Source organism: Bordetella sp. FB-8 (assembly GCF_000382185.1).
In the GTDB taxonomy this organism is placed as follows: domain Bacteria; phylum Pseudomonadota; class Gammaproteobacteria; order Burkholderiales; family Burkholderiaceae_B; genus Bordetella.
Window position 1 is genome coordinate 2,534,031 of sequence record NZ_KB907784.1, and the last position, 24,242, is coordinate 2,558,272.

Here is a 24,242-nt window from a genome sequence, read left to right on the forward strand (position 1 = left end):
GGTCAACTTCCGGGTTGGGCCAGGTCGTGGCTGCGCAGGTCATGGCCGGCTGTCTGGTAGACGCGCCAGCGCTGGCGCGCCGCGTGGCGGTCGCCGGTCTCGCCGGAGACGAACTCCAGCAGGCGCGCGTAGCCGTCGTAGCCGGGCGGGCAGCCGTCGTCCAGGTTCATGAGCCAGGCCTGGGCGGCCTGGTCGGCCGGCAGGGCGCCGGCAGGGTCGGCCGCCGTGAGCAGCACGGGCGTCTCGGATGCCAGCGGATCGGTGGCCAGCACGTGCGGCACGAAGGAAATGTCGTCCAGGTCCCACAACATGCGGTCGAAAGCCGAGAGTCGAGCGCCGTCGCTGCAGTAGACCACCAGGCGCCTGCCCGCCTGATGCTGCTTGTAGGCGGTCTGGCAGGCCGAGCGCAGTCGGTCCGGCGCGCCGAAGGCGAAGTCGATGCGCATTTATCGGCGCTGCCCTAGCGAGCCGCAGGGCCGCCCCAAGTCGGACGGCACGCTTGCCCCACTGAGGGCGCGGGCACGCGATGCGAGTCGGGGAGCCATCGTCAGGCGCGGTTGAGCAGATACTGCGCCAGGAGCGGCACCGGCCGGCCCGTGGAGCCCTTGTCGTTGCCACTCTTCCAAGCCGTGCCGGCGATGTCCAGGTGCGCCCAGGGGTAGGCCTTGGTAAAGCGCGACAGGAAGCAGGCGGCCGTGACGGCGCCGGCCTTGGGACCGCCGATGTTGGCGATGTCGGCAAAATTGGACTTGAGCTGCTCCTGGTAGGCGTCATCCAACGGCATGCGCCAGGCCGGGTCCAGCGTCTGCTTGCCGGCGGCCAGCAGGGCGTCGGCCAGTTCGTCGTCGGACGCGAACAGGCCGGTGTTGACGCTGCCCAGGGCCACCACGCAGGCGCCGGTGAGCGTGGCGATATCGATCACGGCCGCCGGCTTGAAGCGCTCGGCATAGGTGAGGGCATCGCACAGAACCAGCCGGCCTTCGGCGTCGGTGTTGAGGATCTCGATGGTCTGGCCCGACATGCTGGTGACCACGTCGCCCGGCCGGTTGGCGCGGCCGCTGGGCATGTTCTCGCAACTGGCTACCAGGCCGATGACTTCATAAGGCAGGTCGAGTTCGGCGAGCGCGCGGAAAGTGCCCAGCACGCTGGCCGCGCCGCACATGTCGAATTTCATTTCGTCCATGTTGGCGGCCGGCTTGATCGAGATGCCGCCCGAGTCGAAAGTGATGCCCTTGCCCACCAGCACCACGGGACCGGCCGGGGTCTTGGCCTTGGTCTTGGCGGCGGGTGCCTTGCCGGCGTGGCGCAGCACGATGAAACGCGGCGGTTCGTAGGAACCGCGCGCCACCGAAAGGAAGGAACCCATGCCCAGCGCTTCGATCTGCTTTTGCTCGAGCACCTGGACCTTGATGGACTTGAATTCGCGGGCGAGCTTTTTGGCCTGTTCGCCCAGGTAGGCCGGCGTGCAGACGTTGGCCGGCAGGTTGCCCAGGGTCTTGGCCAGCATCATGCCCTGCGCGATGGCCGCGCCCTCTTTCAGGCCCTGCTGCGCAGCCGAAGCGTCGGCCCGCTCGACGATCTGGACGATCTTCCTGAGTTTGGGGCGGGCGTCGGCGTCGGGTTTGCCGAGCGTGGCGTCGTAGTGGTAGGTCGCGTTGCCGGCCGCGATGGCCGCCGCGCGGGCGCGATCGCGCATCGACGCGGCCCCTTTGACTTCGTTGGAGGCCAGGGTTGAGACGCCTTCGGTCAGACGGGCCGAGACGCAGTAAGCCGCAAAGGCCTGCTCGGCGCTGGCGTGCGCGCGGGCGTCGTATTCCTCGCGCTTGCCCAGGCCCACCAGAACCAGGCGCTGGGTCGCCACGCCCTGCAGATCGCGCAGCACCAGCGTGCTGCCGAGGCGGCCGCGGAACTCGCCTTTGGCGATGGCGCGCAGGCGGCCGCCCGCGGCGCGGTCGAGCACGTCGGCGGCCGGACTCAATTGGCCGTCGGCGTAGACGCCCGCCGCCAGCGCGGCTGTCTTGATTTGATGCGGGGATGCGGTGGTCTGTGTGCTAAATTCCATGACTCTGTTTTCCGGGATGGACCGAGGTCGGCCGACGTGGTTGGCTTGCGAGGTTGCCGGCCGGCTTGCTTGATCGCCGGCTCGGTCAGGCGGGCCGATCGTAAGGTTCGGCCGGATGGTTAGAACCAGCGACGGGCCACGTCGTTCTACGGGATTATCCCCCAAAATTCACTCATGTCTTTATTCAAACGGTCCGTCGTCAGCGAGATCACGAGCCACGGCGGCGTGGTGTTTTCCACCCTGTTGATCGTGTGGGTCAGCGTGCTTTTGGTGCGCCTTCTGGGCGAGGCTGCCGCCGGCAACATCGGCGCCAACGTGGTCATGGGACTGGCTGCGCTGTCGACCATCACGGCGATGCCCATCATTCTTCTGGTGTCGCTTTTTATTGCGGTGCTGACCACGGTGACGCGCAACTATCGCGAATCCGAAATGGTGGTGTGGTTCGCCAGCGGACTGTCGTTGACCGACTGGCTCAAGCCGGTGCTGACCGTGGCGGTGCCCGTGGCGGTGGTCGCCGCCTGGTTCACCATGGTCGCTGCGCCCTGGTCGTACCGGCAGATCGGCGAATACCGGGACCGCTACGAACAGCGTTCCGATTTGTCCAAGGTCACGGCTGGGCAATTTGTCGAGTCCGAGGGTGGGCGGCGTGTGTTCTTTGCCGAGGATCCGGCTCAGCCGAACCAGGATCTGGGCGTCGTTTTCGCGCGTCTCATCGATCCGCAGTGGCACAGCATCATCACCGCGCACAGCGCGCATACCGAGGTTATGCCCAACGGCGACCGTTTCGTGGTGCTCGACAGGGGGCATCGCTACGACCTCAAGCTCGGGACGCCGGAAATTCGCCTGGTGAATTTCGAGCACTATGGATTGCGCCTGGAAAGCCGCTCCTCGAAAGACCCCATCGCCGAGGCTAAGGAAAAGGCCGACAGTTCCAGCAAGGCGCGCACTACGCGTCAGCTCGTGGTCGACAACACGGCCGAGAGCTGGTCGCAGGTGATGTGGCGCATTTCCATGCCGCTGGCGGCGCTCAACCTGGCCCTTCTGGCGATTCCATTGGGCGCGGTCAATCCGCGCCTGGGCCGCTCGGGCGACCTGCTGATCGCCGCCCTGGTGGCCATGCTGTACATGAACCTGATCAATCTGTCGCGTGCATGGATCGGCGACGGCAAGCTCAGCTTCGGCTTGGGCGTATGGGCGATACACGCGCTCGTGCTAGGGCTGTTCGCACTGCTGCTGCTGCACAGGCTGCGCGTGAAGGCGCCCAAGCCGGACAAGCCCTAGGCCATGAACGGCGGCAGCGCCCACTGGAAACGCAATCTGATCGTCTGCGTCTTCGGCTCCTTCACCACGATCGTGGCGATGACGCTGCTGCTGCCGTTTCTGCCTTTGTATGTCGAGCAGTTGGGCGTGCGGGGCCATGCAGCCATCGTGCAATGGTCGGGTATCGCCTACGGCGCGACCTTCTTCTCCGCAGCCCTGACCGCGCCCCTGTGGGGCAGGCTGGCCGACCGCTACGGCCGCAAGCTCATGCTGATCCGGGCAAGTCTGGGCATGGCGATCGCCATGTCGCTGCTTGGCATGGCGCACAGCATCGGGCAACTGGTGCTGCTCAGGCTGCTGGCGGGCCTGCTCGGCGGTTATGCCTCGGGCTCCACCGTGCTGGTCGCTTCCCAGACGCCCAAGGAGCGCACCGGCTGGGCGCTCGGCGTTCTGTCGGCAGGCATCATGACGGGCAATCTGGTCGGTCCTCTGATCGGCGGGCTGCTGCCGCCGCTCATCGGCATTCGCAACACCTTCCTGATGGCGGGCGGCGTCATTTTCGTTACTTTCCTGGGTACGACCTTCCTGATCCGCGAAGAGGCGCATTCATCCACGGCGCAGGCCCGCAAGGCAGGCGGCTGGGCGCGTATTCCGGACAAGCAGCCGATTGTCGCGATGCTTGCGACGGGCCTGCTGCTGATGTTCGCCACGATGTCGATCGAGCCGATCATCACGGTCTATGTCGCGCAATTGGTCGATCCGGCGCGGGTGACCTTCGTCGCAGGGTTGGTGATGTCGGCGGCGGCCCTGGGCAGCATCCTGTCCTCGTCGCACCTGGGCAAGCTCGCCGATCGCGTCGGGCATTGGCGGATCATCATCGCCTGCCTGTTCGTCGCCGCGTTGCTCCTGGTTCCGCAGGCGTTCGTCACCCGAAGCTGGCAGCTCATCGCCCTGCGCTTTCTGATGGGACTGGCGCTGGGCGGGTTGCTGCCCTGCATCGCCAGCGTCATCCGCCACAACGTGCCGCAGACCCTAGTCGGCGGCGTCCTGGGCTATAGCGTGTCGGCGCAATATGCCGGCCAGGTGCTCGGACCGCTGAGCGCGGGCTTTGTCGCCGGTCACATCGGCATGCGCTCGGTTTTTCTCGGCACCGCCGTGTTGATGGCCGCCGGGGCGCTGGTCAACTTCTTCGTTGAGAGACGCCGTTCCGGGCAGGCTTGATGCAGGTCAGTCTGCTGCGGCTCGATGCACTAAATATATAAACATAAGTAATATAAATTTATTTCTTTATTACTTATAATCAGGGCGTCATCATTGCGGGCCCTGCCATGAATCTTCAGCAATTTCGCTTCGTACGCGAAACCATCCGGCGCGACTACAACCTCACCGAGGCCGCCCGCACGCTCTACACCTCGCAGCCCGGCGTGTCCAAGGCCATCATCGAGTTCGAGGACGAGTTGGGCCTGAAGATATTCGAACGCCACGGCAAGCGCATCAAGGGTCTGACCAAGCCCGGCCAGGCCGTGGCGCAAGTCATCGATCGCATCATGCGCGAGGTCGACAATCTCAAGAAGGTCAGCGACGAATACGCGCGGCGCGACGAGGGCGGGCTGGTGATCGCCTGCACGCACACCCAGGCGCGCTATCTGCTGCCGCGAGTCATCCCCGAATTTCGCAAGCAGTTTCCCAAGGTGCGTCTTTCGCTGGCCGAAGGCAGCCCGGGCCAACTGGCCGAGATGGTGCTGCACGAGCAGGCCGATATGGCGCTTGCCACTGAGTCGCTGGCGCTCACGCCTGGCCTGGTGACCATGCCCGTGTATTCCTGGGAGCACGTGGTGGTGATACGCCGCGACCATCCCCTGGGCGACCTGACTTCCAGCGAGGCGCGCAACATCACGCTGGCGCAGCTGGCAGCCTATCCTATCGTGACCTACGACCGCGCCTTCACAGGCCGCACCACGATCGACGAAGTGTTCTCCAGCCAGGGCATGCATCCGGACATCGTGCTCGAGGCCATCGACGCCGACGTGATCAAGACCTATGTGGATGTGGGCATGGGCATCGGCATCATCGCGGGCGTGGCCTATGATCCGCGGCGCGATACCAACCTGGTGGGCCTGCCGGCGGGGCACTTGTTCGGCACGCACACCACGCGCGTCGGCCTGAAGGCGGGTGTCTTCCTGCGCGACTACGTCTATACCTTCCTGGAAATGCTGGCCCCTGGGCTCGAGCGCGAGGTGGTGGCCGAGGCGATGCTGGGTGTCGAACCCGAGCAACAGGCCGCCGCGGCCTAGAGTCGGCTCTCCGAAGCTGCGCGATGATAGGTGCTCGATTGTTCTGTAATCTTTATCTTCATATTTAATATGAAGATAAAGATGTAATTCCGTTTAATTGCCGGCTGATATCGCAATAGGGTCCATATTGCGACAAACCCCAAACCCATTCTTCTCGGCCTCGATGCCCTCCAGGCCTGGGACGCCGAACTCGCCTTCGCGCACTTGAATGCCCGGGGTGAAGCCGACACCAAATGCATGGCCGAGCGCCCGAGGCGGCCGACAGCCGTTTAATGGGCTTGAATCGATCATGCCGCTTGCGTGGCGATGGGAGCGTCGTTTTTCAGTCGCGGCGCGTTAGCGCTGCGAAGTGCGCAGCCGCGCGTTGTTGTACGCCACCCGCATGGGAATGCGGCGCGCGCCGGTATAGCGGCTGTTCCAGTAGGCGATGGTCATGTCATCGATGCGCACCACGCCGCCGGTGCTGGGCGCGTCGACGAAGCGGTCCGCGCCCAGATAGATGCCCACGTGCGAATAGCGTGCGCCCATGGTGTTGAAGAACACCAGGTCGCCGGGGCGCAGTTGGCTGCGCGGGATCGGGATGCCGAAGGCGGCCTGTTCCGCGGCGTTGCGCGGCAGCTTCATGCCCAGGGAACGCTCGGCAGCATACTGGATCAGTCCACTGCAATCGAAACCCGTGGCCGGCGAATCGCCGCCGTAGCGATAGGGTGTTCCCAACTGCTCCAGGGCTTCGCTGAGAATCGGATAGTGCGAATGGCCGTGCAGCGCGTCCCGCGCGTACTGGGCGGCAATCAGCGCACCAATGGGGTCGTTCGAATGCGCGGCCATCTCCTCGGCGTTGATCGCGGCATCCGAACCCCCGTTCATGCCCGCGCAGCCGGCTAGCGTGGCCAGCGCGGCGACGGCCATGGCCCTGCGCAGCCAGGCTGCGGGGGCAAGGGTGGGTCGGTCTGCGGTCCGGGTTGCTTGCATGCGCGGCGTCGTGGAAACTTGCGTAGCGAAAGGAGTGCGTCTGGGAACTGCCCGGAACTATATCAAAGCAGGAGACAAAAGTGAATAAAATCATGGATTTCCATCGTGAATCTATAGCGAATCGCGAGGAGTTCTGGCGCCGGGAGGCAGAGCGCATACACTGGGATGCGCCCTTTGCCCGGGTACTGGACGACAGCCGCCCGCCTTTCGCGCGCTGGTTCGTGGGCGGACGCACCAACCTCTGCTACAACGCGGTCGACCGCTGGCTGCCCCAGTACGCCGACCGTCCGGCCTTGGTCTGGGTGTCGACCGAGGTCGATCAGGAGCGCGTCTACACCCGCCGTCAGCTCTACGACGAAGTCAACGCCGTGGCTGCCATGCTGCGCGCGCTGGGTGTCGAGTGCGGCGACCGGGTGCTGCTCTATATGCCCATGGTGCCCGAGGCGGTGTTCGCCATGCTGGCCTGCGCGCGCATCGGCGCGGTGCATTCGGTGGTGTTCGGCGGCTTCGCCTCGGTGAACCTGGCGCAGCGCATCGACGATGCGGCGCCCAAGGTGGTGATGAGCGCCGACGGCGGCTCGCGCGCCGGCAAGGTGCAGGCCTACAAGCCCTTGCTGGACAGGGCCTTGGGCCTGTGTGCCAAGCCGCCTGAATCGGTGGTGATCCTCGATCGTGGGCTGGCGCCCTGGGAGACCGTGGCCGGACGCGACCTGGACTATGCGCAACTGCGCCGCGAGCATTGGGGGCAGCATGTGCCCATAACGTGGCTGGAGTCGTCCGAGCCCAGCTACGTGCTGTACACCTCGGGCACCACCGGCAGGCCCAAGGGCGTGCAGCGCGACACCGGCGGCTATGCCGTGGCGCTGGCCGCCTCCATGGAATACATCTTCGATGGCAAGCCGGGAGACACTTATTTCTGCACCAGCGATATAGGTTGGGTGGTGGGGCATTCCTACATTGTCTACGGCCCGCTCATCGGCGGGCAGACCACCATCCTCTATGAAGGCACGCCGGTGCGTCCCGACGGCGCGATCCTGTGGCGGCTGGTCGAGCGCTTTCGCGTCAATGCGCTTTTTTCCTCGCCCACGGCGGTGCGCGTGCTCAAGCGCCAGGATCCGGCCCTGCTCAAGCGGCACGATCTTTCCTCGCTGCGGACCGTGTACCTGGCGGGCGAGCCGCTGGACGAACCCACGGCGCGCTGGCTGTCGGAAGGACTGGGCAAGCCCGTCATCGACAACTATTGGCAGACCGAGTCGGGCTGGCCCATCCTGTCGGCACAGCCCGGCGTGGAGCGCACACCAGTGCGTCTGGGCAGCCCGTCCTTTCCGACCTACGGTTTTGACGTGCGCGTAGTCAGCGAAACCACCGGCCAGGACCTGCAAGTGGGCCAGAAAGGCGTGGTGGCTATCGTACCGCCGCTGCCGCCGGGCGCCATGTCCACTATCTGGGGCGACGATGAACGCTTCGTGCAGACCTATTTCACCTCCATTCCGGGCAGGCAGTATTACTCGAGCTTCGATTGGGGCAGGGTGGACGCGGACGGCTACTGGTTCATTCTGGGTCGCACCGACGATGTGATCAACGTAGCCGGGCATCGCCTGGGCACGCGCGAAATCGAGGAATCGGTCAGCAGCCACGCCGCCGTGGCCGAGTGCGCGGTGGTCGGGGTGGCCGACGAACTCAAAGGTCAGGTCGCCACGGCTTTCGTCGTGCTCAGGCAAGCCGCGCAGGCGCAGGACGCCGACGCGGCCCGCGCGCTGGAAGGCGATATCATGCGCCTGGTGGAACAGCAGCTCGGCGCCGTGGCGCGTCCCGCGCGCATCCGTTTTGTCGGCGCCCTGCCCAAGACCCGATCGGGCAAGGTGCTGCGACGGGCTATCGTGGCCGTGTGCGAAAAGCGCGATCCGGGCGATCTCACCACCATCGAAGATCCCTCAGCACTCGAACAGATCAAGGAATCCCTGCAATGAAGACCAAAGCCGTACTGGGCGCGCAAGACGTGAAGAACATCCTGGCCGCCGCCGAGGCGCACGCCCTCGAGAACAACTGGGCGGTGACCATCGCGGTGGCCGACGACGGCGGGCATCTGCTTGGCCTGCTGCGCGGCGACGGCGCGCCGCCCGTTTCGTCGCACATCGCGCCGGCCAAGGCGCGTACCGCGGCGATCGGCCGGCGCGAGTCCAAGGGCTATGAAGACATCATCAACCAGGGGCGTTATTCCTTTCTCTCGGCACCGCTTGAAGGCATGCTCGAAGGTGGCGTGCCCGTGGTGGTCGACGGCCAGGTGATCGGCGCGGTGGGCGTCTCCGGCGTGAAGTCCAACGAGGATGCCGAGATCGCCCGCGCCGGCATCGCCGCACTCGGTCTGTGAGCCAAGTCCTGTCCGCCGATGCCGCGGCCGCCGATGCCGGCGGGGCGCTCAATCCCGGCGTGACGCGGCGCGAGGTATGGGCCTGGGCGATGTACGACTTCGCCAATTCGGGCTATTCCACCGTCATCATCACCACGGTTTTTTCCGCCTATTTCGTCGGCGTGGTGGGCGGCGGGGCCCCCTGGGCCACGTTGGCCTGGACATCGGGGCTGTCGCTGTCCTATCTCTGCCTCATGCTCACCATGCCCACGCTGGGGGCGCGCGCCGACGCGCGCGCGGGCAAGCGCCGTCTGCTCTATAGCAGCACCGTGGGCCACGTGGCTTTCATGCTGCTGCTCATCTGGGCCGGACCGGGCGATGTCTGGCTGGCGCTGGTGGGGGTGGCCTGTTCCAACTACTGCTATTGCATGGGCGAGTCCGTGGTGGCGGCCTTCCTGCCCGAGCTGGCGCGGCCCCATGCATTGGGGCGCGTGTCGGGCTGGGGTTGGAGCTTCGGCTATTGTGGCGGCATGCTCAGCCTGGGACTGTCGCTGGCGGTGGTGCTTGCCAGCCAGGCCCACGGCCTGCAGGCGCCGCGCTACGTGCCCTGGGTCGTCATGGTCACGGCCGCGGTGTTCGTATTGGCGGCGCTGCCGTCCTTTCTTATGCTGCGCGAGCGGTCGCGCCCGCGCGACCTGCCCCTGCAGAGCCTGTGGCGGGATATGCGCGACATGTTGGCACGCCTGGCCCGGCTTTGGCGCGAGACCGGCGCCGACCATCCCCAGTACCGCCGCCTGCTGATGTGCTGCGCCTGTTATCAGGCCGGCATCTCGGTGGTCATCACGCTGGCCGCGGTCTATGCCCAGCAAGTCATGGGATTCGGCATGGCGCAGACCATGCTGATGGTGTTCACCGTGAATATCGCCGCCGCGGCAGGCGCCTTCGCCTTCGGCTATGCGCAGGACCGCATCGGCCACAAGCGCGCCCTGGCGATCACGCTGTGCGGCTGGATCGCCATGGTGCTGACGGCCTATGCCGCAGTCACCGTGCCGGTGTTCTGGGCCGCGGCCTTTCTCGCCGGCCTGTGCATGGGCACCAGCCAGAGCGCGGGGCGGGCCATGGTGGGCGTGTTCGCGCCGGCCGGCCGCCTGGCCGAGTTCTTCGCCTTGTGGACCTTCGCGGTGCAGTTGGCCGCGGTGGTGGGGCCGTTGACCTACGGCCTGGTCACCTGGGTCACCCACGGCAATCAACGCCTGGCCATCCTGGTCACCGGCCTGTTCTTCGTGGGAGGCCTGGCCTTGCTGGCGCGCGTGCAGGTGCCGCGCCGCAACTGAAGCGGCAATTCCTTGATCTTGGTCAGTCAGGTGCAAGTAAGAGCGAAGCGATACGGTGGCAAAGTTGTATAACCCAAATAACGGTATTGAAAAAAACCCTAAACGGAGACTTAGCATGTCCAATTCCATCGAATCGGTCCTGGTCGAGACGCGAGTGTTCCCGCCGCCTGCGAGCGCGGTGCAAGGCGCGACCATTTCAGGCATGGACGCCTACCGAGCCCTGGCCGCCCAGGCCGAGCGCGATCCCGACGCCTTCTGGGCTCGCATGGCGCGTGAAAACCTGCAATGGACCAAGCCTTTCACCCAGGTTCTGGACGAATCGAAGGCTCCGTTCTACCGCTGGTTCGGCGATGGCGAACTCAACGTCTCGGCCAATTGCCTGGACGCCCAAGTCGCCAAGGGTAATGGCGACAAGGTCGCCATCATCTTCGAGGCCGATGACGGCAAAGTCGACAAGATCACCTACAGCCAGTTGCTGGCGCGCGTGAGCCGTTTTGCCAACGGTCTGAAGAGCCTGGGCTACAAGTCGGGCGACCGTGCCATCATCTACATGCCCATGTCCATCGAGGCCGTGGTGGCCATGCAGGCCTGCGTGCGCCTGGGCGTGACGCACTCGGTGGTCTTCGGCGGCTTTTCGGCCAAGAGCCTGCAGGAGCGCATCGTCGACGTGGGCGCCTCGCTCGTCCTCACCGCCGACGAGCAGATACGCGGCGGCAAGCAGATCCCGCTCAAGCCCGCGGTCGACGAGTCGCTGACCATGGGAGGCTGCGAGGCCGTGCGCAAAGTCGTCGTCTACAAGCGCACGGGCGGCAAGGTCGACTGGACCGAGGGCCGCGACGTGTGGATGCACGATGTCGAGGCCGGCCAGCCCGACGCCTGCGCGCCGGTTCCGGTCAACGCCGAGCATCCCCTCTTCATCCTCTACACCTCGGGTTCCACCGGCAAGCCCAAGGGGGTTCAGCACGCCTCGGCGGGATACCTGCTGTGGGCCATACTGACCATGAAGTGGACCTTCGACGCGCGCCCCGACGATGTCTTCTGGTGTACCGCCGACGTGGGCTGGATCACGGGCCACACGTATATCGCTTATGGTCCGCTGGCATGCGGGCTGACGCAGATCATGTTCGAAGGCGTGCCCACCTATCCGGATTCGGGCCGCTTCTGGGACATGATCGCGCGCCACAAGGCCACGATCTTCTACACCGCGCCTACCGCCATCCGCTCGCTCATCAAGGCCTGCGAAGGCAATCCCAAGACGCATCCCTCCCAATACGCACTCGATTCGCTGCGCATCATCGGTTCGGTGGGCGAGCCCATCAACCCTGAAGCCTGGATGTGGTATTACAAGAATGTCGGGCGCGAGCGCTGCCCCATCGTCGATACCTGGTGGCAGACCGAGACCGGCGGCCACATGATCACGCCGTTGCCCGGCGCCACGCCGCTCAAGCCGGGTTCGTGCACGCTGCCGCTGCCCGGCATTACCGCCGCCATCGTCGACGAGACCGGCGAGGACGTGCCCGCGGGCAACGGCGGCTTCCTGGTGATCAAGCGCCCGTGGCCTTCGATGATCCGCACGATCTGGGGCGACCCGGACCGCTTCGTCAAGAGCTACTTCCCACCCGAGCTCAAGGGCTATTACCTGGCGGGCGACGGGGCGCAGTGCGATACCGATGGCTACTTCTGGATCATGGGCCGCATCGACGATGTGCTCAATGTCTCGGGGCACCGTCTGGGCACCATGGAAGTGGAGTCCGCACTGGTGGCGCACGAAATGGTGGCCGAGGCCGCCGTGGTGGGGCGTCCCGACGACACCACCGGCGAGGCCGTGGTGGCCTTCGTCGTGCTCAAACGCTCCCGGCCCGAGGGTGCGGAGGCCCAGGCCATCGCCCAGCAACTGCGCGACTGGGTCGCCAAGGAAATCGGCCCCATCGCCAAGCCCAGGGACATTCGCTTTGGCGACAACCTGCCCAAGACCCGATCGGGCAAGATCATGCGCCGCCTGCTGCGGGTGGTTGCCAAGGGCGAGGCCATCACGCAGGACGTCTCCACGTTGGAAAATCCCGCCATCCTCGATCAGTTGTCCAAATCGCTGTAGTGCTACAGTCCTCGGGTTCCCGCGGTTGCCTCGAGTGCCTCCAGGGCTGGGCTGTGCCCAGCCCGATCCCTGCGGGGGAGCAGAGCACTCGGGGCGGTTCGGCGTTTTCCTGGAGTATCCGATGATCGATTTGCGCAGCGACACCGTCACCCGTCCCACCCAGGCCATGCTCCAGGCCATGATGCAGGCCCCGGTGGGCGATGACGTATTGGGAGACGATCCCACGATTATGCGTTTGCAGGCGGTTGCCGCCGAACGTGCAGGCAAGCAGGCCGGACTGTTCTTCCCCTCCGGCACCCAGAGCAATCTGGGCGCCCTCATGGCGCACTGCGATCGGGGCGACGAGTACCTGGTGGGCCAGCTCGCGCACACCTATAAGTACGAAGGCGGCGGCGCCGCCGTGCTGGGCAGCATCCAGCCCCAGCCCATCGAACATGCCGCGGACGGTACGCTGCCGCTGGAAAAGCTCAAGGCCGCGGTCAAGGTGAAAGGCAATCCGCATTTTGCCAACACCAAGCTGCTGGCCCTGGAAAACACATTCGGCGGCAAGGTGATACCGCAGGACTATGTGCGCGAAGCCACCGATTGGGCGCATTCCATTGGCTTATCGACCCACCTGGACGGGGCCCGGGTGTTCAACGCGTCGGTTGCCAGCGGATTGTCCTTGAAGGCGCTGTGCGAGACGTTCGATAGCGCGTCGATCTGTTTTTCCAAGGGCCTGGGCACACCGGTCGGTTCCGTGCTGGTGGGCAGCCAGGCCCTGATCGACAAGGCCTACCGCTGGCGCAAGGTGCTGGGCGGCGGCCTGCGGCAGGGAGGTATTCTGGCCGCGGCGTGCCTGTACGCGCTGGACCACAATGTCGAACGCCTGGCGCAGGACCATGCCAATGCAGGGCGCCTGGCCGCCGGGCTGCAGAGCCTGCCGGGCGTGAGGTCGGTATCGCACTCGACCAATATGGTGATGGTCGATTTCGAGCCTTCGGTCTGCGAAGGTCTGTTTGCGCAATTGAAGGCGCAGGACATCCTGGTTCTGGGCGCCTACGGCGGCCCTACCCGCCTGGTCACGCATATGGACGTGTCCCAGGCGGACGTGGACCGCGTGGTCTCGGTTGCCAAGGCGTATCTTTCTAGGCCTTGATCAAGGCGGCATAGCCGGCCCGCGCGTCGGGCCAACGCGGCGAGTAGCCGCTCGATTTCAGGCGGGCATTGCTCAGTCGCTTGCTGCCTATACCCGCTGGCGCCGGACCGGATGCCGGCGCGGCCGCGCCCAGCAGGTCGGCCAGGTGTGCGTACAGTTCGTGCAAGGGCAGCGGCGTGTCGTCACAGCCGATGTAGACCGGCTGCGCCTGGGCCAGGGCCAGCAGATGCACGATGGCCGCCGCCGCGTCGTCCACGTGGATGCGGTTGGCCCAATGCGGCGGATCCATTGGCGCGCGGGCCTGTCCGGCGCGCAGGCGATCCAACAATTGCGTGCGGCCCGGGCCATAGATTCCAGCCAGGCGCAGCGCCACGGCGGGCAATCCTTGATCCGCCAGCCAGCGTTCCGTTTCAAGCAGGATGCGGCCGTTGTAGCCTGTCGGAGCGGGCGGCGTGTCCTCGTCGACCCAGCCGCCGGCATGCTCGCCGTAGACCGCGGACGAAGAAACAAATACCACGCGCCGCAGGGCGCTGCGGTCTAGCGCAGCGAACACATGCTTGACGCCGTCTGTGAAAACTCTGGCATAGTCCTGCGGGTTGCGTCCGTCCGGCGCGGTGACCCAGGCTACGTGCGTGATGCCGCGCGGCAGGCCGAGCAGGGTGTCGGGCCGGCCGACATCGGCCGCGAGATTATGCAGGCGCTCATGCGCCGCTGCCGCCGGATGCCGGCGCAGGGTCCAGACCTCGTCTGCCTGCGCCAGCAGCGCTCCTGCCGCGCGCATGCCCAGGTCGCCCGCTCCGACCAGCAATATGCGTCTGCCATTCATGTTTGCCGCTCGTGAATAAGCGCTGGTGGCACCCGGCTGGCGGGCGCGCGGCCGGCGCAAAGCTACATGCCGTTGTAAACCGGCCCTTCGCCCCCTTGGGGTGCCGTCCATACGATGTTCTGCGTCGGGTCCTTGATGTCGCAAGTCTTGCAGTGCACGCAGTTCTGCGCGTTGATTTGCAGCTTGTCGCCGCCGTGGTCGTCCTTGATGAACTCATACACGCCGGCCGGGCAGTAGCGCGCTTCCGGCCCGCCGTATTGCGCCAGGTTGATGGCCACGGGCACCGAGGCATCCTTAAGCGTGAGGTGGATGGGCTGGTTCTCTTCGTGGTTGGTGTTCGAGATGAACACCGAACTGGGCTTGTCGAAGGTGAGCGTGCCGTCCGGCTTGGGATAGTCGATCCGCGCGCACTGCGAGGCGGGCTGCAGGCAGGCGTGGTCGGGCTTGGTGCGATGAATGGTCCAGGGCATCTTGCCCTTGAGCAGCCATTGCTCTATGCCCGTCATCACCGTGGCCACGGTGCGGCCTTTCTTGAACCACTGCTTGAAATTGCGCGCTTTGTTGAGTTCGGTGTGCAGCCATGACGATTCGAACGCCGCGGGGTAGGCCGCGAGCTCGTCCTGCCTGCGGTCGGCCAAGAGGGCGTCGAACGCGGCTTCGGCGGCCAGCTTGCCGGTTTTGAGGGCGGCGTGGCTGCCCTTGATGCGCGAAGCGTTGAGAAAACCCGCTTCGCAGCCCACCATGGCGCCGCCCGGAAACACCAGCTTGGGCAGCGACAGCAGGCCGCCGGCGGTGATGGCGCGCGCGCCGTAGGCGATGCGCTTGCCGCCCTCGAAAGTGGGGCGTATGGCCGGGTGTGTCTTGTAGCGCTGGAATTCGTCGTACGGCGAGAGCCAGGGGTTGGCGTAGTCCAGGCCCACCACCATGCCCACCGCCACCTGGTTATTGTCCAGGTGATAGAGGAAGGAACCGCCGTAGGTGTCGGAATCCAGCGGCCAGCCTGCGGTGTGTATCACCAGGCCGGGGCTGGACTGCGCCGGGTCGACTTCCCAAAGCTCCTTGATGCCGATGCCATAGCTTTGCGGGTCGCGGCCGGCGTCCAGCGCATAGCGCTCGATCAACTGGCGGCCCAGTTGGCCGCGCGCGCCTTCGGCGAAGATGGTGTAGCGCGCCAGCAGTTCCATGCCGGGCTGGTAGTGGTCGGTGTGCGAGCCGTCGCGCGCCACGCCCATGTCGCCGGTGACCACGCCGCGCACCGCGCCGGTATGCACCGCGCCGGTATGCACCGCGCCGCCCTCATCGTAGAGCACCTGCACGGCGGCAAAGCCGGGGAACACGTCCACGCCCAGGGCCTCAGCCTGCTCGCCCAGCCATTTGACGCACTCGCCCAGCCGCACGATGTAGTTGCCGTGGTTCTGGAAGCACTGGGGCAGCAGCCAGTCGGGCGTGCGGCGCGCGCCGGATTGCGTGAGGAACAGGAACTGGTCTTGCGTGACCGCCACGGTGAGCGGGGCGCCTTTTTCTTTCCAGTCGGGGATGAGTTCGGTGAGCGCCTGCGGGTCCATCACTGCGCCCGACAGCGTGTGGGCGCCCAGTTCCGCAGCCTTCTCCAGCACGCAAACGCTGACCTCGTGGTTGCGCTCGCTGGCAAGCTGCTTTAAGCGTATGGCTGCGGCCAGGCCGCCAGGCCCACCGCCCACGACAACCACGTCGTATTCCATCGACTCGCGTTCGGACATGCTTTTATCCCCTTTTATGTGCGACTCGACCTCCCGGCTGCCGGACCCTGGATCGGGCCTGCCGCAAGGCGGTTTATCATTGGATGAAGTATAGAGTAGGGAGACTGCAGCATGAATCTGGTGATGGACGAACACGGCGGCGCGAGTCCGGCAACCGGGCGCACGTTGAGCGTGGGCGATACGCACACCCTGGAAGTGCCCCTGCGTTGGGGCGACTCCGATGCGCTGGACCATCTGAACAACACCCTGTATTTCCGCCTCATGGAAGAGGCGCGGATGCAGATCCTGTACGGCGCCGGCCTGAAGCTGCCGGACGATCACGGTGCCATCCTGGCGCATGCCTCCTGCGATTTCCTGCGCCCGCTGACCTATCCGGCCAGCGTGCGGGTCACGCACCGAGTCGGCCGCATCGGCCGCTCCAGCCTGGCGTTCGAACTCACGCTCGATAAAGTGGGCGACGAGTCGGGTTCCTATGCCCGCGGACGCAATGTGCTGGTATGGATGGACTACATCAACAATCGCTCTGAGCCCTGGCCTGCCGACGTGTTGTGCCGGCTGGGCGCGGCCTTCATGTCCGGGGGGTAGCGTCGATGCGGCCCGCGGGAGGCTGCCGCTACAATCTTTTCGATTTCCAAGCAAGAACTCTGGGTCGGTCCCGGCCGGCGCCGGCAACACATAACCAAGGAGCAGGAGCAATGAACAAAATCTATGCGAGCGCGGCCGACGCGCTGGCAGGGGTCGTCAAGGACGGCCAGATGATCGCCGTAGGCGGCTTCGGCCTGTGCGGTATTCCCGAGGCATTGATCGGCGCGCTGCGTGATTCGGGCGTCAAGAACCTGACTTGCATTAGCAATAATGCCGGCGTCGACGGTTTCGGCCTGGGCCAACTGCTGACCACGCGCCAGATCCGCAAGATGATCGCTTCCTACGTGGGCGAGAACAAGGAGTTCGAGCGCCAGTACCTGTCCGGCGAACTCGAACTCGAATTCACGCCCCAGGGCACCCTGGCCGAGAAGCTGCGCGCAGGTGGCGCCGGCATCCCCGCCTTCTTCACCAAGACCGGCGTGGGCACCATCGTGGCCGACGGCAAGGAAATCCGCGAGTTCGACGGCCACAAATACGTCATGGAGCGCTCGCTGGCACCCGACGTGGCCCTGGTCAAGGCTTATGTGGCCGACCGCAGCGGCAACCTGGTGTTCCGCAAGACGGCGCGCAACTTCAACCCCAATGCGGCCATGGCCGGCAAGATCACCGTCGTTGAAGTCGAGAAGATCGTCGAAACCGGCGCGCTCGATCCCGACCAGGTCCACCTGCCCGGCATCTATGTGCACCGGATCGTGCTCAACGCGACCCCCGAAAAGCGCATCGAACAACGCACCACGCGCCCCGCATAAAGGCAAAAGGAGTACAAGACATGGCATGGTCCCGCGATGAAATGGCGGCGCGCGCCGCGCGCGAGCTACAAGACGGTTTCTACGTCAACCTGGGCATAGGCCTGCCCACCCTGGTGGCCAACCACGTGCCTGAGGGCATGGAAGTATGGCTGCAATCGGAAAACGGCCTTTTGGGCATCGGCCCGTTCCCCACCGACGCCGAGGTGGATGCCGACATGATCAACGCCGGCAAGCAGACGGTCACCACGCTGCCCGGATCGAGCATCTTTTCGTCCGCCGATTCGTTCGCGATGATTCGCGGCGGCAAGATCAACCTGGCCATCCTGGGCGCCATGCAGGTTTCCGAGACGGGCGATCTGGCCAACTGGATGATCCCGGGCAAGATGATCAAGGGCATGGGCGGCGCCATGGACCTGGTCGCCGGCGTCGGCCGCGTCGTGGTGCTGATGGAGCACGTTGCCAAGAAGAAGGACGGCTCCGAAGACCTGAAGCTGCTGCCCGCCTGCACGCTGCCGCTGACGGGCGTGGGCGTGGTCAATATCATCATCACCGACTTGGGCGTGATGGAAGTCACGCCCAACGGCCTGAAGCTGCTCGAAGTGGCGCCCGGCGTGACGGTCGATGAAATCAAGTCCAAGACGGCCGCCACGTTGGATGTCTCGGCGGTCAAGCAAGGCGCGGTGTAGATAAAGCCGGCCTTGGTCAACGCCAGCGGTCCTGTCTTAAGAGGACGGTCCGCTGGGTTGCGCATTCAATCCCCTCAAATACCGTACTTTCACTTGCGGAGGGGCTTTTCGAGTTAGATCTCGACGACCTCGCCGTATTGGGGGAGAACGCGTAAGAGGGTATCGAATATTTCAATGCGCGGATCAGAGCCGTATAGGGACCGGATCCTCGTCGAAGAAATAGTATTTTTCGATCAAGTCCGGATTGGTGCGCCATACCTGGGCAGACTGGCGATACAAGGCCGTGATCGCATCCCGGTCTGTGCCCTGTGGCAGATCGAAGAACACAATCTCCGTGATCATCGGACGCCTTCCCAGGTTGGATGGTGGCGGGCGTCTTGGGTCACGCCGCCGTAGCCATAGGCGGTTGCTCGGCAGTCCATGATATGGATGTTGGAGTGCGGATGTAGATTTCCAATGATGTCCGACAAGAGTTCGAAGGCGGCCTTGTGATACGCCGCTTTCTCGGATTTCGTGTTGGTTTCATCAGTAATGGTTATTTCCAGGCGGAAGGAGCTTTGGCCGCTCTCGGCCAGCGATCTTCCCGCAATGAACCATTGATCCTTCGGAACATAGCGAACCATCATCATGGTGCGTTCGGGTTCCTTCTTCAGAATCCGGCACGTGAGTCGTGGCAGTTCGTTGGCGAGACGGTTCGTGAGAGTTTTGTTTGACTCTCCGGATACGGTGAGGACGATGCCGGGCATCTTGTGGCCTGTCGAGAAGTGAAGGAGGTTTCACTATGCGGCATCGCTTTGTTGCGGAAAAGCGGGAATATATGAAATCATCTATCTGAAAATCGGATGGATAAAATGCCTCGTCTTTTAGATCTCGATCTCCTGAACGCATTCGTGGTCATCGCCGATTGCGGGAGCCTATCGGCCGCTGCGCCGCGACTTTGCCGATCGCAGTCGGCTGTAAGCGAGCAAGTCCGCAAGCTTGAATTCATTTGTGGATTGCCGCTTTTTACACGAGGAAAAATGGGTGTGAGTCTTACACCTGCGGGCGAGCGATTGCTTGTCCATGCTCGGCAGATGCTGGCGATGAGTGATGCCGCCTATAGGGATATGCAAGGCACGCAATTGACAGGCGATTTGCACCTGGCGATCACCGATTACTTTCGGCCCAGGGCCTTGCCGGGCATTATCAAACGCGTGCGTGATCAATTTCCCCGCCTGCACCTGCATGTGTCGGTACGAAAGAGTGCCGCTATCGAAGCGCAAGCCGGCAACAGCGATTACGACATCGGCTTGTCGATGACCATATTGGACAAGCGCGTTTTTCCAGGCGCCAAGTTACTCATAAGTCAGTAATTTAGGGAACAAATGTCCTTCTGCGCTGTCCAAGCCGACATGATCAGAGACGGACGCACGGTGTCCCGGGCGGCGCTGGAAGAGATGCGCCTGGTGGCGCTTGAACGAATGAAGGAAGGCGAGTCGCCGGCGACGGTGGCCGCCTCGTTCGGCCTGCATCGTGGTTGGGCTTACAAGGTGCTGGCCAAGGCTCGTGGTCGCGGTCATGGCAAACGTGCACTGCTTTCGAGCAAAGGCACGGGTCGCCCGCGGACGCTGACGGCGGCGCAGGAGAGGCAGGTCTTCGGCTGGGTCAACGGCAAGAACCCGCGGCAATACGGCTTCGACTTCGGGCTGTGGACACGGCAGATCGTGCGCGAACTGATCGAAACGAGGTTCGGTGCTCGATTGAGTTTGGCCAGCGTGGGCACCTTGCTGGCCCGGATCGGACTGACGCCGCAGAAGCCGCTGCAGCAGGCCTACCAGCGCGACCCGGTGGCGGTAGCGCACTGGCAGCAGAACACCTATCCGGCGATCGTGCGCCAAGCCAAGCGGGAAAAGGCCGAGATCTATTTCTGGGACGAATCGGGCTTCCGCGCGGATGCGGTTCAGGGCCGGACGTGGGCGGCCAAGGGGCACACGCCGGTGGTCGCGGTGCCTGGGCAGCGGCAGGGCATCAGTGCGGCCTCGGCGGTCAACAGCAAGGGCGGCTTCTGGTTTGCCCTCTACCGCGGCGGCCTGAATGGCGAAGGGTTCATCAACTTGCTGAGGCAGATGATGAAGGGGCGGCGGCGGCCCATCCATCTGGTCGTCGATGGTTTGCCCGCGCACAAGACCAAGGGCGTGCGCGCGTATGTAGACAGCCTCAAGGGCAAGCTGACACTGCACTTCCTTCCCGGCTACGCGCCGGACTTGAATCCCGACGAATTGGTCTGGAGCTACGCCAAGCGCACTGGCGTGGCGCGCCGCCCGCTGCGGGCAGGCGAAAAGCTGGCCGACCTCGTGCATGCGCAATTGTCTGACATCGCCAAGCGGCCCGACTTGGTTCGATCGTTCTTCCGGCATCCAAGTGTCGCCTATATTTCTGACCTATGAGTAAATCAGCGTATCCGCTTACATCGAGAGTCCTTGTCTTGGGTTGCGGACAAATCATTTGTTCCGCCAGACTCGGGAATGCTGCCGCTTGTCGTTTTGCCAAACACATGCTCCTTACAGCAGTTTGCCATCAGCAAGCTTGAGAAGGGCCGTGTTCCTTACCAAATAGCCCATTCCGCATCGGGCGTCAGCGGCCTGCATCTCGCGTTGTCGGCGGGGCTCGGCGTCTCGTGCCTGAATGCGTGTGCTTTACCCGAGGGGGTTGTTCCTTTTACGGGTACGCCTGCACTGCCTGCGCTTCCTGAAGTTGAATTCAGCTTTGTTCCTCCGCGTCCGGGGGAACTGCCTTTGGTTTCGCAGGTGAGGGAGATGCTCGTCGCGCAATTTCGATGAGGCCGACGCGGGACGAGCCGCGTCAGCTCCGATAGCGTTCAATGGCCGCCAGCGCCAGAGCATCAATGGAGTCGGTCAGCACGATGCCCAGGCCCGGCCTGACGGCATGCGGGATGGCCAGCGGCAGTTCGGTGCAGCCCAGCGCCACGGCATCGGCGCCGCGCGTCTGCAGGCGGCGCACGCACTGCACGGCCGGCGCCAGCGCATCGTCCAGGCGGTTGGCCTTCACGGCGCGAATGGACTGCATGCACAGCGATTCGACCTCGTCGGCTTCGGGCAGCACACATTCGTAGCCGTGTTGTTCCAGCGTTTGCTGATACAGACCCAGCGCCAGCGTGGCCGTGGTGCCCATCAGGCCGATGCGGCCGCGCGCGATGCCCTGGCGCTTGAGGTCCTGAACGACGGACTCGACGATGTGCAGCACCGGACACCGCGATGCAGCCGCCAGTTGGTCGTACCAGAGATGCGCAGTATTGCAGGGAATGGCGATGAGCCTGGCGCCCGATGCGTTCAGAAACTCGATCCCGGACTTCATATAGGGCAGCGGATCTTCGCCGCCCGCCACGCGGGCGGTGCTGCGATCCGGGATGCGCGGATCGTTCAGGAGCAGTGTTGGAATGTGCTCCTGGTCCCTGTCGGCCGGCGTCAGCGCCGCCAGGCGCATGGCGAACGCTGCGCCCGCCATGGGTCCCATGCCGCCCAGGACGCCCAGCATGCCGTTGGTATTCGTGTTGTTGTCCATGTGAAGTTGCGGTGTTTGGTTAACAGGCGATGGGGGCGTACCGCATTCCCACATGCGGTATTCCGTCTTCCATGTACTCGTCCGTCGCGACCGCGAATCCATGTGCGCCATAGAACTCGCGCAGGTGGGCTTGCGCGCCCAGGTACATCCCGACCCCGGGCCAGCGCGATTGCACCTGAGCCACTGCGCGTCGCATCAGTTCGTGCCCCAGCGCGCTGCCGCGCCATGCGGGGGCCACGACGACCCGCCCGATGACGGCTTCGCCGTTCTCGTCGTAAGCCGGATCCAGCAGCCGGCAATAGGCCGCCAGCCGGTCGTCTTCCCAGGCCATCAGATGCGCGGTCTGACCGCGCAGGTCCTGACTGTCCAGGTCGTGGAAGAGGCAATGCTGCTCGATCACGAACACGGCGGCGCGCAGTTGCAGCAGGCCGTAGAGCTCGGCCAGAGTCAGGTCGGTATGGTTTTTGCAGGTCCAGCTGAGCATGCGTGCGATCTTCCTTGGTTCAAGGCGTGGAGCATACGCCTGGGGCATGCCCGCCTGGGATATACCCGAATATGAAAACTAATTTTCATGTGTAAAATTTTGATGTAAATAATTTTACAGACCGAGATCAGCCCCGTCCATGCCTGCGGCCACCCCTGCCATTGCCGAACGAATCGCCCGAGCCCAGCCCGGTCTGAGCCGTACCCAGCACAAAATGGCCGAATACGTTCTGGCCCACCCGTTCCGTGTGGCCACCATGACCATCGACGAGTTCGCCACGGCCGTGGGCGTGTCCGTGGCGACGGCCAACCGTTTCGCACGCGCCCTGGAACTGCCGGGCTATCCGCAGTTTCGGGCCGAATTGGCCCGCGGTTTCGAGGCTGCGCTCGAACCGGTCGAAAAATTGCGCACTGAACTGGCCCAGCACGCCAGCGCGGCGCAGATCTTTGCCGCCGTATTCGAAGAGGACATCGCCAACTCCCGCCACAATCTGCAGGCACTGGACGCCGGGGCCTGCGAACGGGCGGTCGACGCGGTGCTCAAGGCCGAGCGCGTCTTCATCATCGGCTTCGGCTCCAGTGGCTTTCTGGCGGGCCTTCTACAGCGCAATCTGTGCATGTACCTGCGTTCGGTCGAATCCATGGCCGGGCCGGGCGGCGTGTCGCAGGCCGCGCGCCAGATGTCGCGCATGACCGCGTCGGACCTGGTCATCGCCATTGCGTTTCCGCGCTATCTCGCCGATACCATCACCCTGGCCAAGGCGGCCCGCCGGGCCGGCGTGACGGTGCTGGCGCTGACCGACAAGCCCACCTCTCCGTTGGCGCCCCAGGCGTCCATCGCCCTGTATGCCAACAGCGCGCGCCAGCTCACCGTCAATTCCGAAACGGCAGTCCTGAGTCTGATCGAGGCCTTGTCGGCCGCCGTGGCCTATCGGGCCAAAAATTCCATCGCAGCCGTGGCCAACGTGACCGAGTCCGTCATGCCCTGGCTTTTCCACGACATCCATTCATGAAACCTGTCATTGTCATTCACGGTGGCGCCGGCGCCATCGCGCGCGAAGCCATGAGCGCCGAGAAAGAGCGCGAATACCTCGATGCCCTGACGCGCATCGTCGCAGCCGGCCAGACCGTACTGGCCGAAGGCGGCAGCGCACTCGATGCCGTCACCACGGCGGTGCGCATGCTGGAGGACTGCCCGCTGTTCAACGCCGGGCATGGCGCCGTGTTCACCAGCGCCGGCACGCACGAACTGGACGCCTCCATCATGGACGGCGCCACGCTGCGCACGGGCGCCATCGCCAATGTGGATTGCGTACGCAATCCGGTGCTGGCGGCGCGCAAGGTCATGGAAGCGAGCAAGCACGTGTTCTTCGTCGGCGAGGGGGCCGTGGCCTTCGCCCGCGAGCAGGGGCTGGAGATCGTCGACCCTTCCTATTTTTCGACCGAAGCGCGGCGCGAACAGTTGCTGCGCGTGCAGCGCGACAACCCCGATGCGGCCGTGCTGGACCACGACGGCCAGGCCGCGGTGGCGCGCAGCCAGCCGGCACTGGCCCGGCCGGCGGATCCGCTGGATGCCGACAAGAAATTCGGCACTGTCGGCGCCGTCGCGGTGGACGCGCACGGCAACCTGGCCGCGGCCACCTCCACGGGCGGCATCACCAACAAGCAGGTGGGCCGCGTGGGCGATGCGCCCATCATCGGCGCCGGCTGCTACGCCAATAACCGCACCTGCGCGGTCTCGACCACCGGCACCGGGGAAATGTATATCCGCATGGTGGCGGCCTACGACGTGTCGGCGCTGATGGAATACGCCGGCGCCACGCTGGAGGCCGCGGCGGCCAAGGTGATGCTCGAGAAGCTGCCCAGCATAGAAGGCAAGGGCGGCCTGATCGCCGTCGACGCGCAGGGCAATGTGACGCTGCCTTTCAACACCGAAGGCATGTACCGCGGCTATGGCCGCGTCGGACAGGCGCCGGCCGTGGCGATCTACCGCTGACGGGCCTGCGGGTCCGACATTTCCACACCAATACGCAAGTTTCAGGAAAGCC

General features: G+C 64.7%; 26 protein-coding genes. 16 read left to right on the forward strand and 10 right to left on the reverse strand.

The genetic code is table 11. The features are described from left to right. Positions 1-2: 2 nt before the first annotated feature. Entirely contained in the window at positions 3-446 is a 444-nt protein-coding gene (locus tag H143_RS0112180; protein ID WP_019938521.1) for a DNA polymerase III subunit chi, read from the reverse strand. Positions 447-547: 101 nt separating this feature from the next. Beyond that, complete coding sequence (locus H143_RS0112185; RefSeq protein WP_019938522.1) at positions 548-2,062, reverse strand: leucyl aminopeptidase; 1,515 nt, start codon at positions 2,060-2,062, stop codon at positions 548-550. A gap of 174 nt (positions 2,063-2,236) precedes the next feature. On the opposite strand from H143_RS0112185, the gene lptF reads away from it, so the two are divergent. The 3 genes from lptF (at position 2,237) to H143_RS0112200 (ending at position 5,616) form a co-directional block, all read left to right on the forward strand. Continuing rightward, positions 2,237-3,343, forward strand: a complete 1,107-nt coding sequence (gene lptF, locus H143_RS0112190) for an LPS export ABC transporter permease LptF (protein ID WP_019938523.1) — start codon at positions 2,237-2,239, stop codon at positions 3,341-3,343. 3 nt (positions 3,344-3,346) lie between these two features. Beyond that, positions 3,347-4,543: an MFS transporter gene (locus tag H143_RS0112195; RefSeq protein WP_019938524.1), complete on the forward strand. Its 1,197-nt coding sequence runs from the start codon at positions 3,347-3,349 to the stop codon at positions 4,541-4,543. A 107-nt stretch (positions 4,544-4,650) separates the two neighbouring features. Then, the gene (locus H143_RS0112200; RefSeq protein WP_019938525.1) at positions 4,651-5,616 is read left to right on the forward strand and encodes a CysB family HTH-type transcriptional regulator; all 966 of its coding nucleotides are present in this window, start codon (positions 4,651-4,653) and stop codon (positions 5,614-5,616) included. A 93-nt stretch (positions 5,617-5,709) separates the two neighbouring features. Here H143_RS0112200 and H143_RS22485 read toward each other — a convergent pair whose 3' ends face one another. Then, positions 5,710-5,907, reverse strand: coding sequence for a hypothetical protein (locus H143_RS22485; RefSeq protein ID WP_155803385.1), 198 nt, complete (start codon positions 5,905-5,907; stop codon positions 5,710-5,712). A 45-nt stretch (positions 5,908-5,952) separates the two neighbouring features. Then, entirely contained in the window at positions 5,953-6,525 is a 573-nt protein-coding gene (locus H143_RS0112205) for a C40 family peptidase (RefSeq protein ID WP_019938526.1), read from the reverse strand. 143 nt (positions 6,526-6,668) lie between these two features. Here H143_RS0112205 and H143_RS0112210 point away from each other — a divergent pair, with 143 nt between their 5' ends. The 5 genes from H143_RS0112210 (at position 6,669) to ltaE (ending at position 13,505) form a co-directional block, all read left to right on the forward strand. After that, the gene (locus H143_RS0112210) at positions 6,669-8,558 is read left to right on the forward strand and encodes a propionate--CoA ligase (protein WP_026349995.1); all 1,890 of its coding nucleotides are present in this window, start codon (positions 6,669-6,671) and stop codon (positions 8,556-8,558) included. Then, on the forward strand, positions 8,555-8,959 hold the full coding sequence (locus H143_RS0112215) for a heme-binding protein (RefSeq protein ID WP_019938528.1): 405 nt from the start codon (positions 8,555-8,557) through the stop codon (positions 8,957-8,959). Before H143_RS0112210 ends, H143_RS0112215 begins: the two co-directional genes overlap by 4 nt. Further along, the gene (locus H143_RS0112220) at positions 8,956-10,272 is read left to right on the forward strand and encodes an MFS transporter (RefSeq protein WP_019938529.1); all 1,317 of its coding nucleotides are present in this window, start codon (positions 8,956-8,958) and stop codon (positions 10,270-10,272) included. Before H143_RS0112215 ends, H143_RS0112220 begins: the two co-directional genes overlap by 4 nt. A gap of 115 nt (positions 10,273-10,387) precedes the next feature. Next, positions 10,388-12,367 (forward strand): acetate--CoA ligase, encoded by a 1,980-nt coding sequence (gene acs / locus H143_RS0112225; protein ID WP_019938530.1) that lies wholly within the window; start codon positions 10,388-10,390, stop codon positions 12,365-12,367. 121 nt (positions 12,368-12,488) lie between these two features. Then, on the forward strand, positions 12,489-13,505 hold the full coding sequence (gene ltaE / locus H143_RS0112230) for a low-specificity L-threonine aldolase (RefSeq protein WP_019938531.1): 1,017 nt from the start codon (positions 12,489-12,491) through the stop codon (positions 13,503-13,505). On the opposite strand, the gene H143_RS0112235 is transcribed toward ltaE, so the two are convergent. Then, entirely contained in the window at positions 13,495-14,331 is an 837-nt protein-coding gene (locus H143_RS0112235) for an SDR family oxidoreductase (RefSeq protein ID WP_019938532.1), read from the reverse strand. The two genes, ltaE and H143_RS0112235, sit on opposite strands and share 11 nt — an antisense overlap. Positions 14,332-14,393: 62 nt before the next feature. Next, the gene (locus H143_RS0112240) at positions 14,394-16,070 is read right to left on the reverse strand and encodes an electron transfer flavoprotein-ubiquinone oxidoreductase (RefSeq protein WP_019938533.1); all 1,677 of its coding nucleotides are present in this window, start codon (positions 16,068-16,070) and stop codon (positions 14,394-14,396) included. 111 nt (positions 16,071-16,181) lie between these two features. Between H143_RS0112240 and H143_RS0112245 the strand changes: the two genes are divergently transcribed. From H143_RS0112245 to H143_RS0112255, 3 genes are all read left to right on the forward strand, one after another. Further along, complete coding sequence (locus H143_RS0112245; RefSeq protein WP_019938534.1) at positions 16,182-16,655, forward strand: thioesterase family protein; 474 nt, start codon at positions 16,182-16,184, stop codon at positions 16,653-16,655. 110 nt (positions 16,656-16,765) lie between these two features. After that, the gene (locus H143_RS0112250; RefSeq protein ID WP_019938535.1) at positions 16,766-17,464 is read left to right on the forward strand and encodes a CoA transferase subunit A; all 699 of its coding nucleotides are present in this window, start codon (positions 16,766-16,768) and stop codon (positions 17,462-17,464) included. 20 nt (positions 17,465-17,484) lie between these two features. Continuing rightward, complete coding sequence (locus H143_RS0112255) at positions 17,485-18,150, forward strand: CoA transferase subunit B (protein WP_019938536.1); 666 nt, start codon at positions 17,485-17,487, stop codon at positions 18,148-18,150. 183 nt (positions 18,151-18,333) lie between these two features. On the opposite strand, the gene H143_RS22490 is transcribed toward H143_RS0112255, so the two are convergent. Both H143_RS22490 and H143_RS0112265 read right to left on the reverse strand, forming a co-directional pair. Next, positions 18,334-18,492, reverse strand: coding sequence for a hypothetical protein (locus tag H143_RS22490; protein WP_019938537.1), 159 nt, complete (start codon positions 18,490-18,492; stop codon positions 18,334-18,336). Next, the gene (locus H143_RS0112265) at positions 18,489-18,896 is read right to left on the reverse strand and encodes a hypothetical protein (RefSeq protein ID WP_019938538.1); all 408 of its coding nucleotides are present in this window, start codon (positions 18,894-18,896) and stop codon (positions 18,489-18,491) included. The genes H143_RS22490 and H143_RS0112265 overlap by 4 nt, the downstream gene beginning before the upstream one ends. A 96-nt stretch (positions 18,897-18,992) precedes the next feature. Here H143_RS0112265 and H143_RS22095 point away from each other — a divergent pair, with 96 nt between their 5' ends. The 3 genes from H143_RS22095 to H143_RS22495 all read left to right on the forward strand — a co-directional run bounded on the left by H143_RS22095 (position 18,993) and on the right by H143_RS22495 (position 20,969). After that, the gene (locus tag H143_RS22095) at positions 18,993-19,502 is read left to right on the forward strand and encodes a LysR family transcriptional regulator (protein ID WP_231378501.1); all 510 of its coding nucleotides are present in this window, start codon (positions 18,993-18,995) and stop codon (positions 19,500-19,502) included. A gap of 39 nt (positions 19,503-19,541) precedes the next feature. Next, positions 19,542-20,576, forward strand: a complete 1,035-nt coding sequence (locus H143_RS0112275; RefSeq protein WP_155803628.1) for an IS630 family transposase — start codon at positions 19,542-19,544, stop codon at positions 20,574-20,576. A 78-nt stretch (positions 20,577-20,654) separates the two neighbouring features. Further along, on the forward strand, positions 20,655-20,969 hold the full coding sequence (locus H143_RS22495; RefSeq protein WP_196801303.1) for a hypothetical protein: 315 nt from the start codon (positions 20,655-20,657) through the stop codon (positions 20,967-20,969). Between the two features lie 22 nt (positions 20,970-20,991). Here H143_RS22495 and H143_RS0112280 read toward each other — a convergent pair whose 3' ends face one another. Together H143_RS0112280 and H143_RS0112285 are read right to left on the reverse strand one after the other, a co-directional pair. After that, a complete protein-coding gene (locus H143_RS0112280) occupies positions 20,992-21,711 on the reverse strand; it encodes an aspartate/glutamate racemase family protein (protein ID WP_019938540.1) in 720 nt (239 codons plus the stop codon). A gap of 19 nt (positions 21,712-21,730) precedes the next feature. Further along, on the reverse strand, positions 21,731-22,195 hold the full coding sequence (locus tag H143_RS0112285) for a GNAT family N-acetyltransferase (protein ID WP_019938541.1): 465 nt from the start codon (positions 22,193-22,195) through the stop codon (positions 21,731-21,733). 139 nt (positions 22,196-22,334) lie between these two features. Here H143_RS0112285 and H143_RS0112290 point away from each other — a divergent pair, with 139 nt between their 5' ends. Together H143_RS0112290 and H143_RS0112295 are read left to right on the forward strand one after the other, a co-directional pair. Further along, positions 22,335-23,207 carry a MurR/RpiR family transcriptional regulator gene (locus tag H143_RS0112290; RefSeq protein ID WP_019938542.1) on the forward strand — a complete coding sequence of 291 codons (873 nt, stop codon included), beginning with the start codon at positions 22,335-22,337 and terminating at the stop codon, positions 23,205-23,207. Beyond that, the gene (locus tag H143_RS0112295; protein ID WP_019938543.1) at positions 23,204-24,190 is read left to right on the forward strand and encodes an isoaspartyl peptidase/L-asparaginase family protein; all 987 of its coding nucleotides are present in this window, start codon (positions 23,204-23,206) and stop codon (positions 24,188-24,190) included. Before H143_RS0112290 ends, H143_RS0112295 begins: the two co-directional genes overlap by 4 nt. The last annotated feature ends 52 nt before the right edge of the window (positions 24,191-24,242 follow it).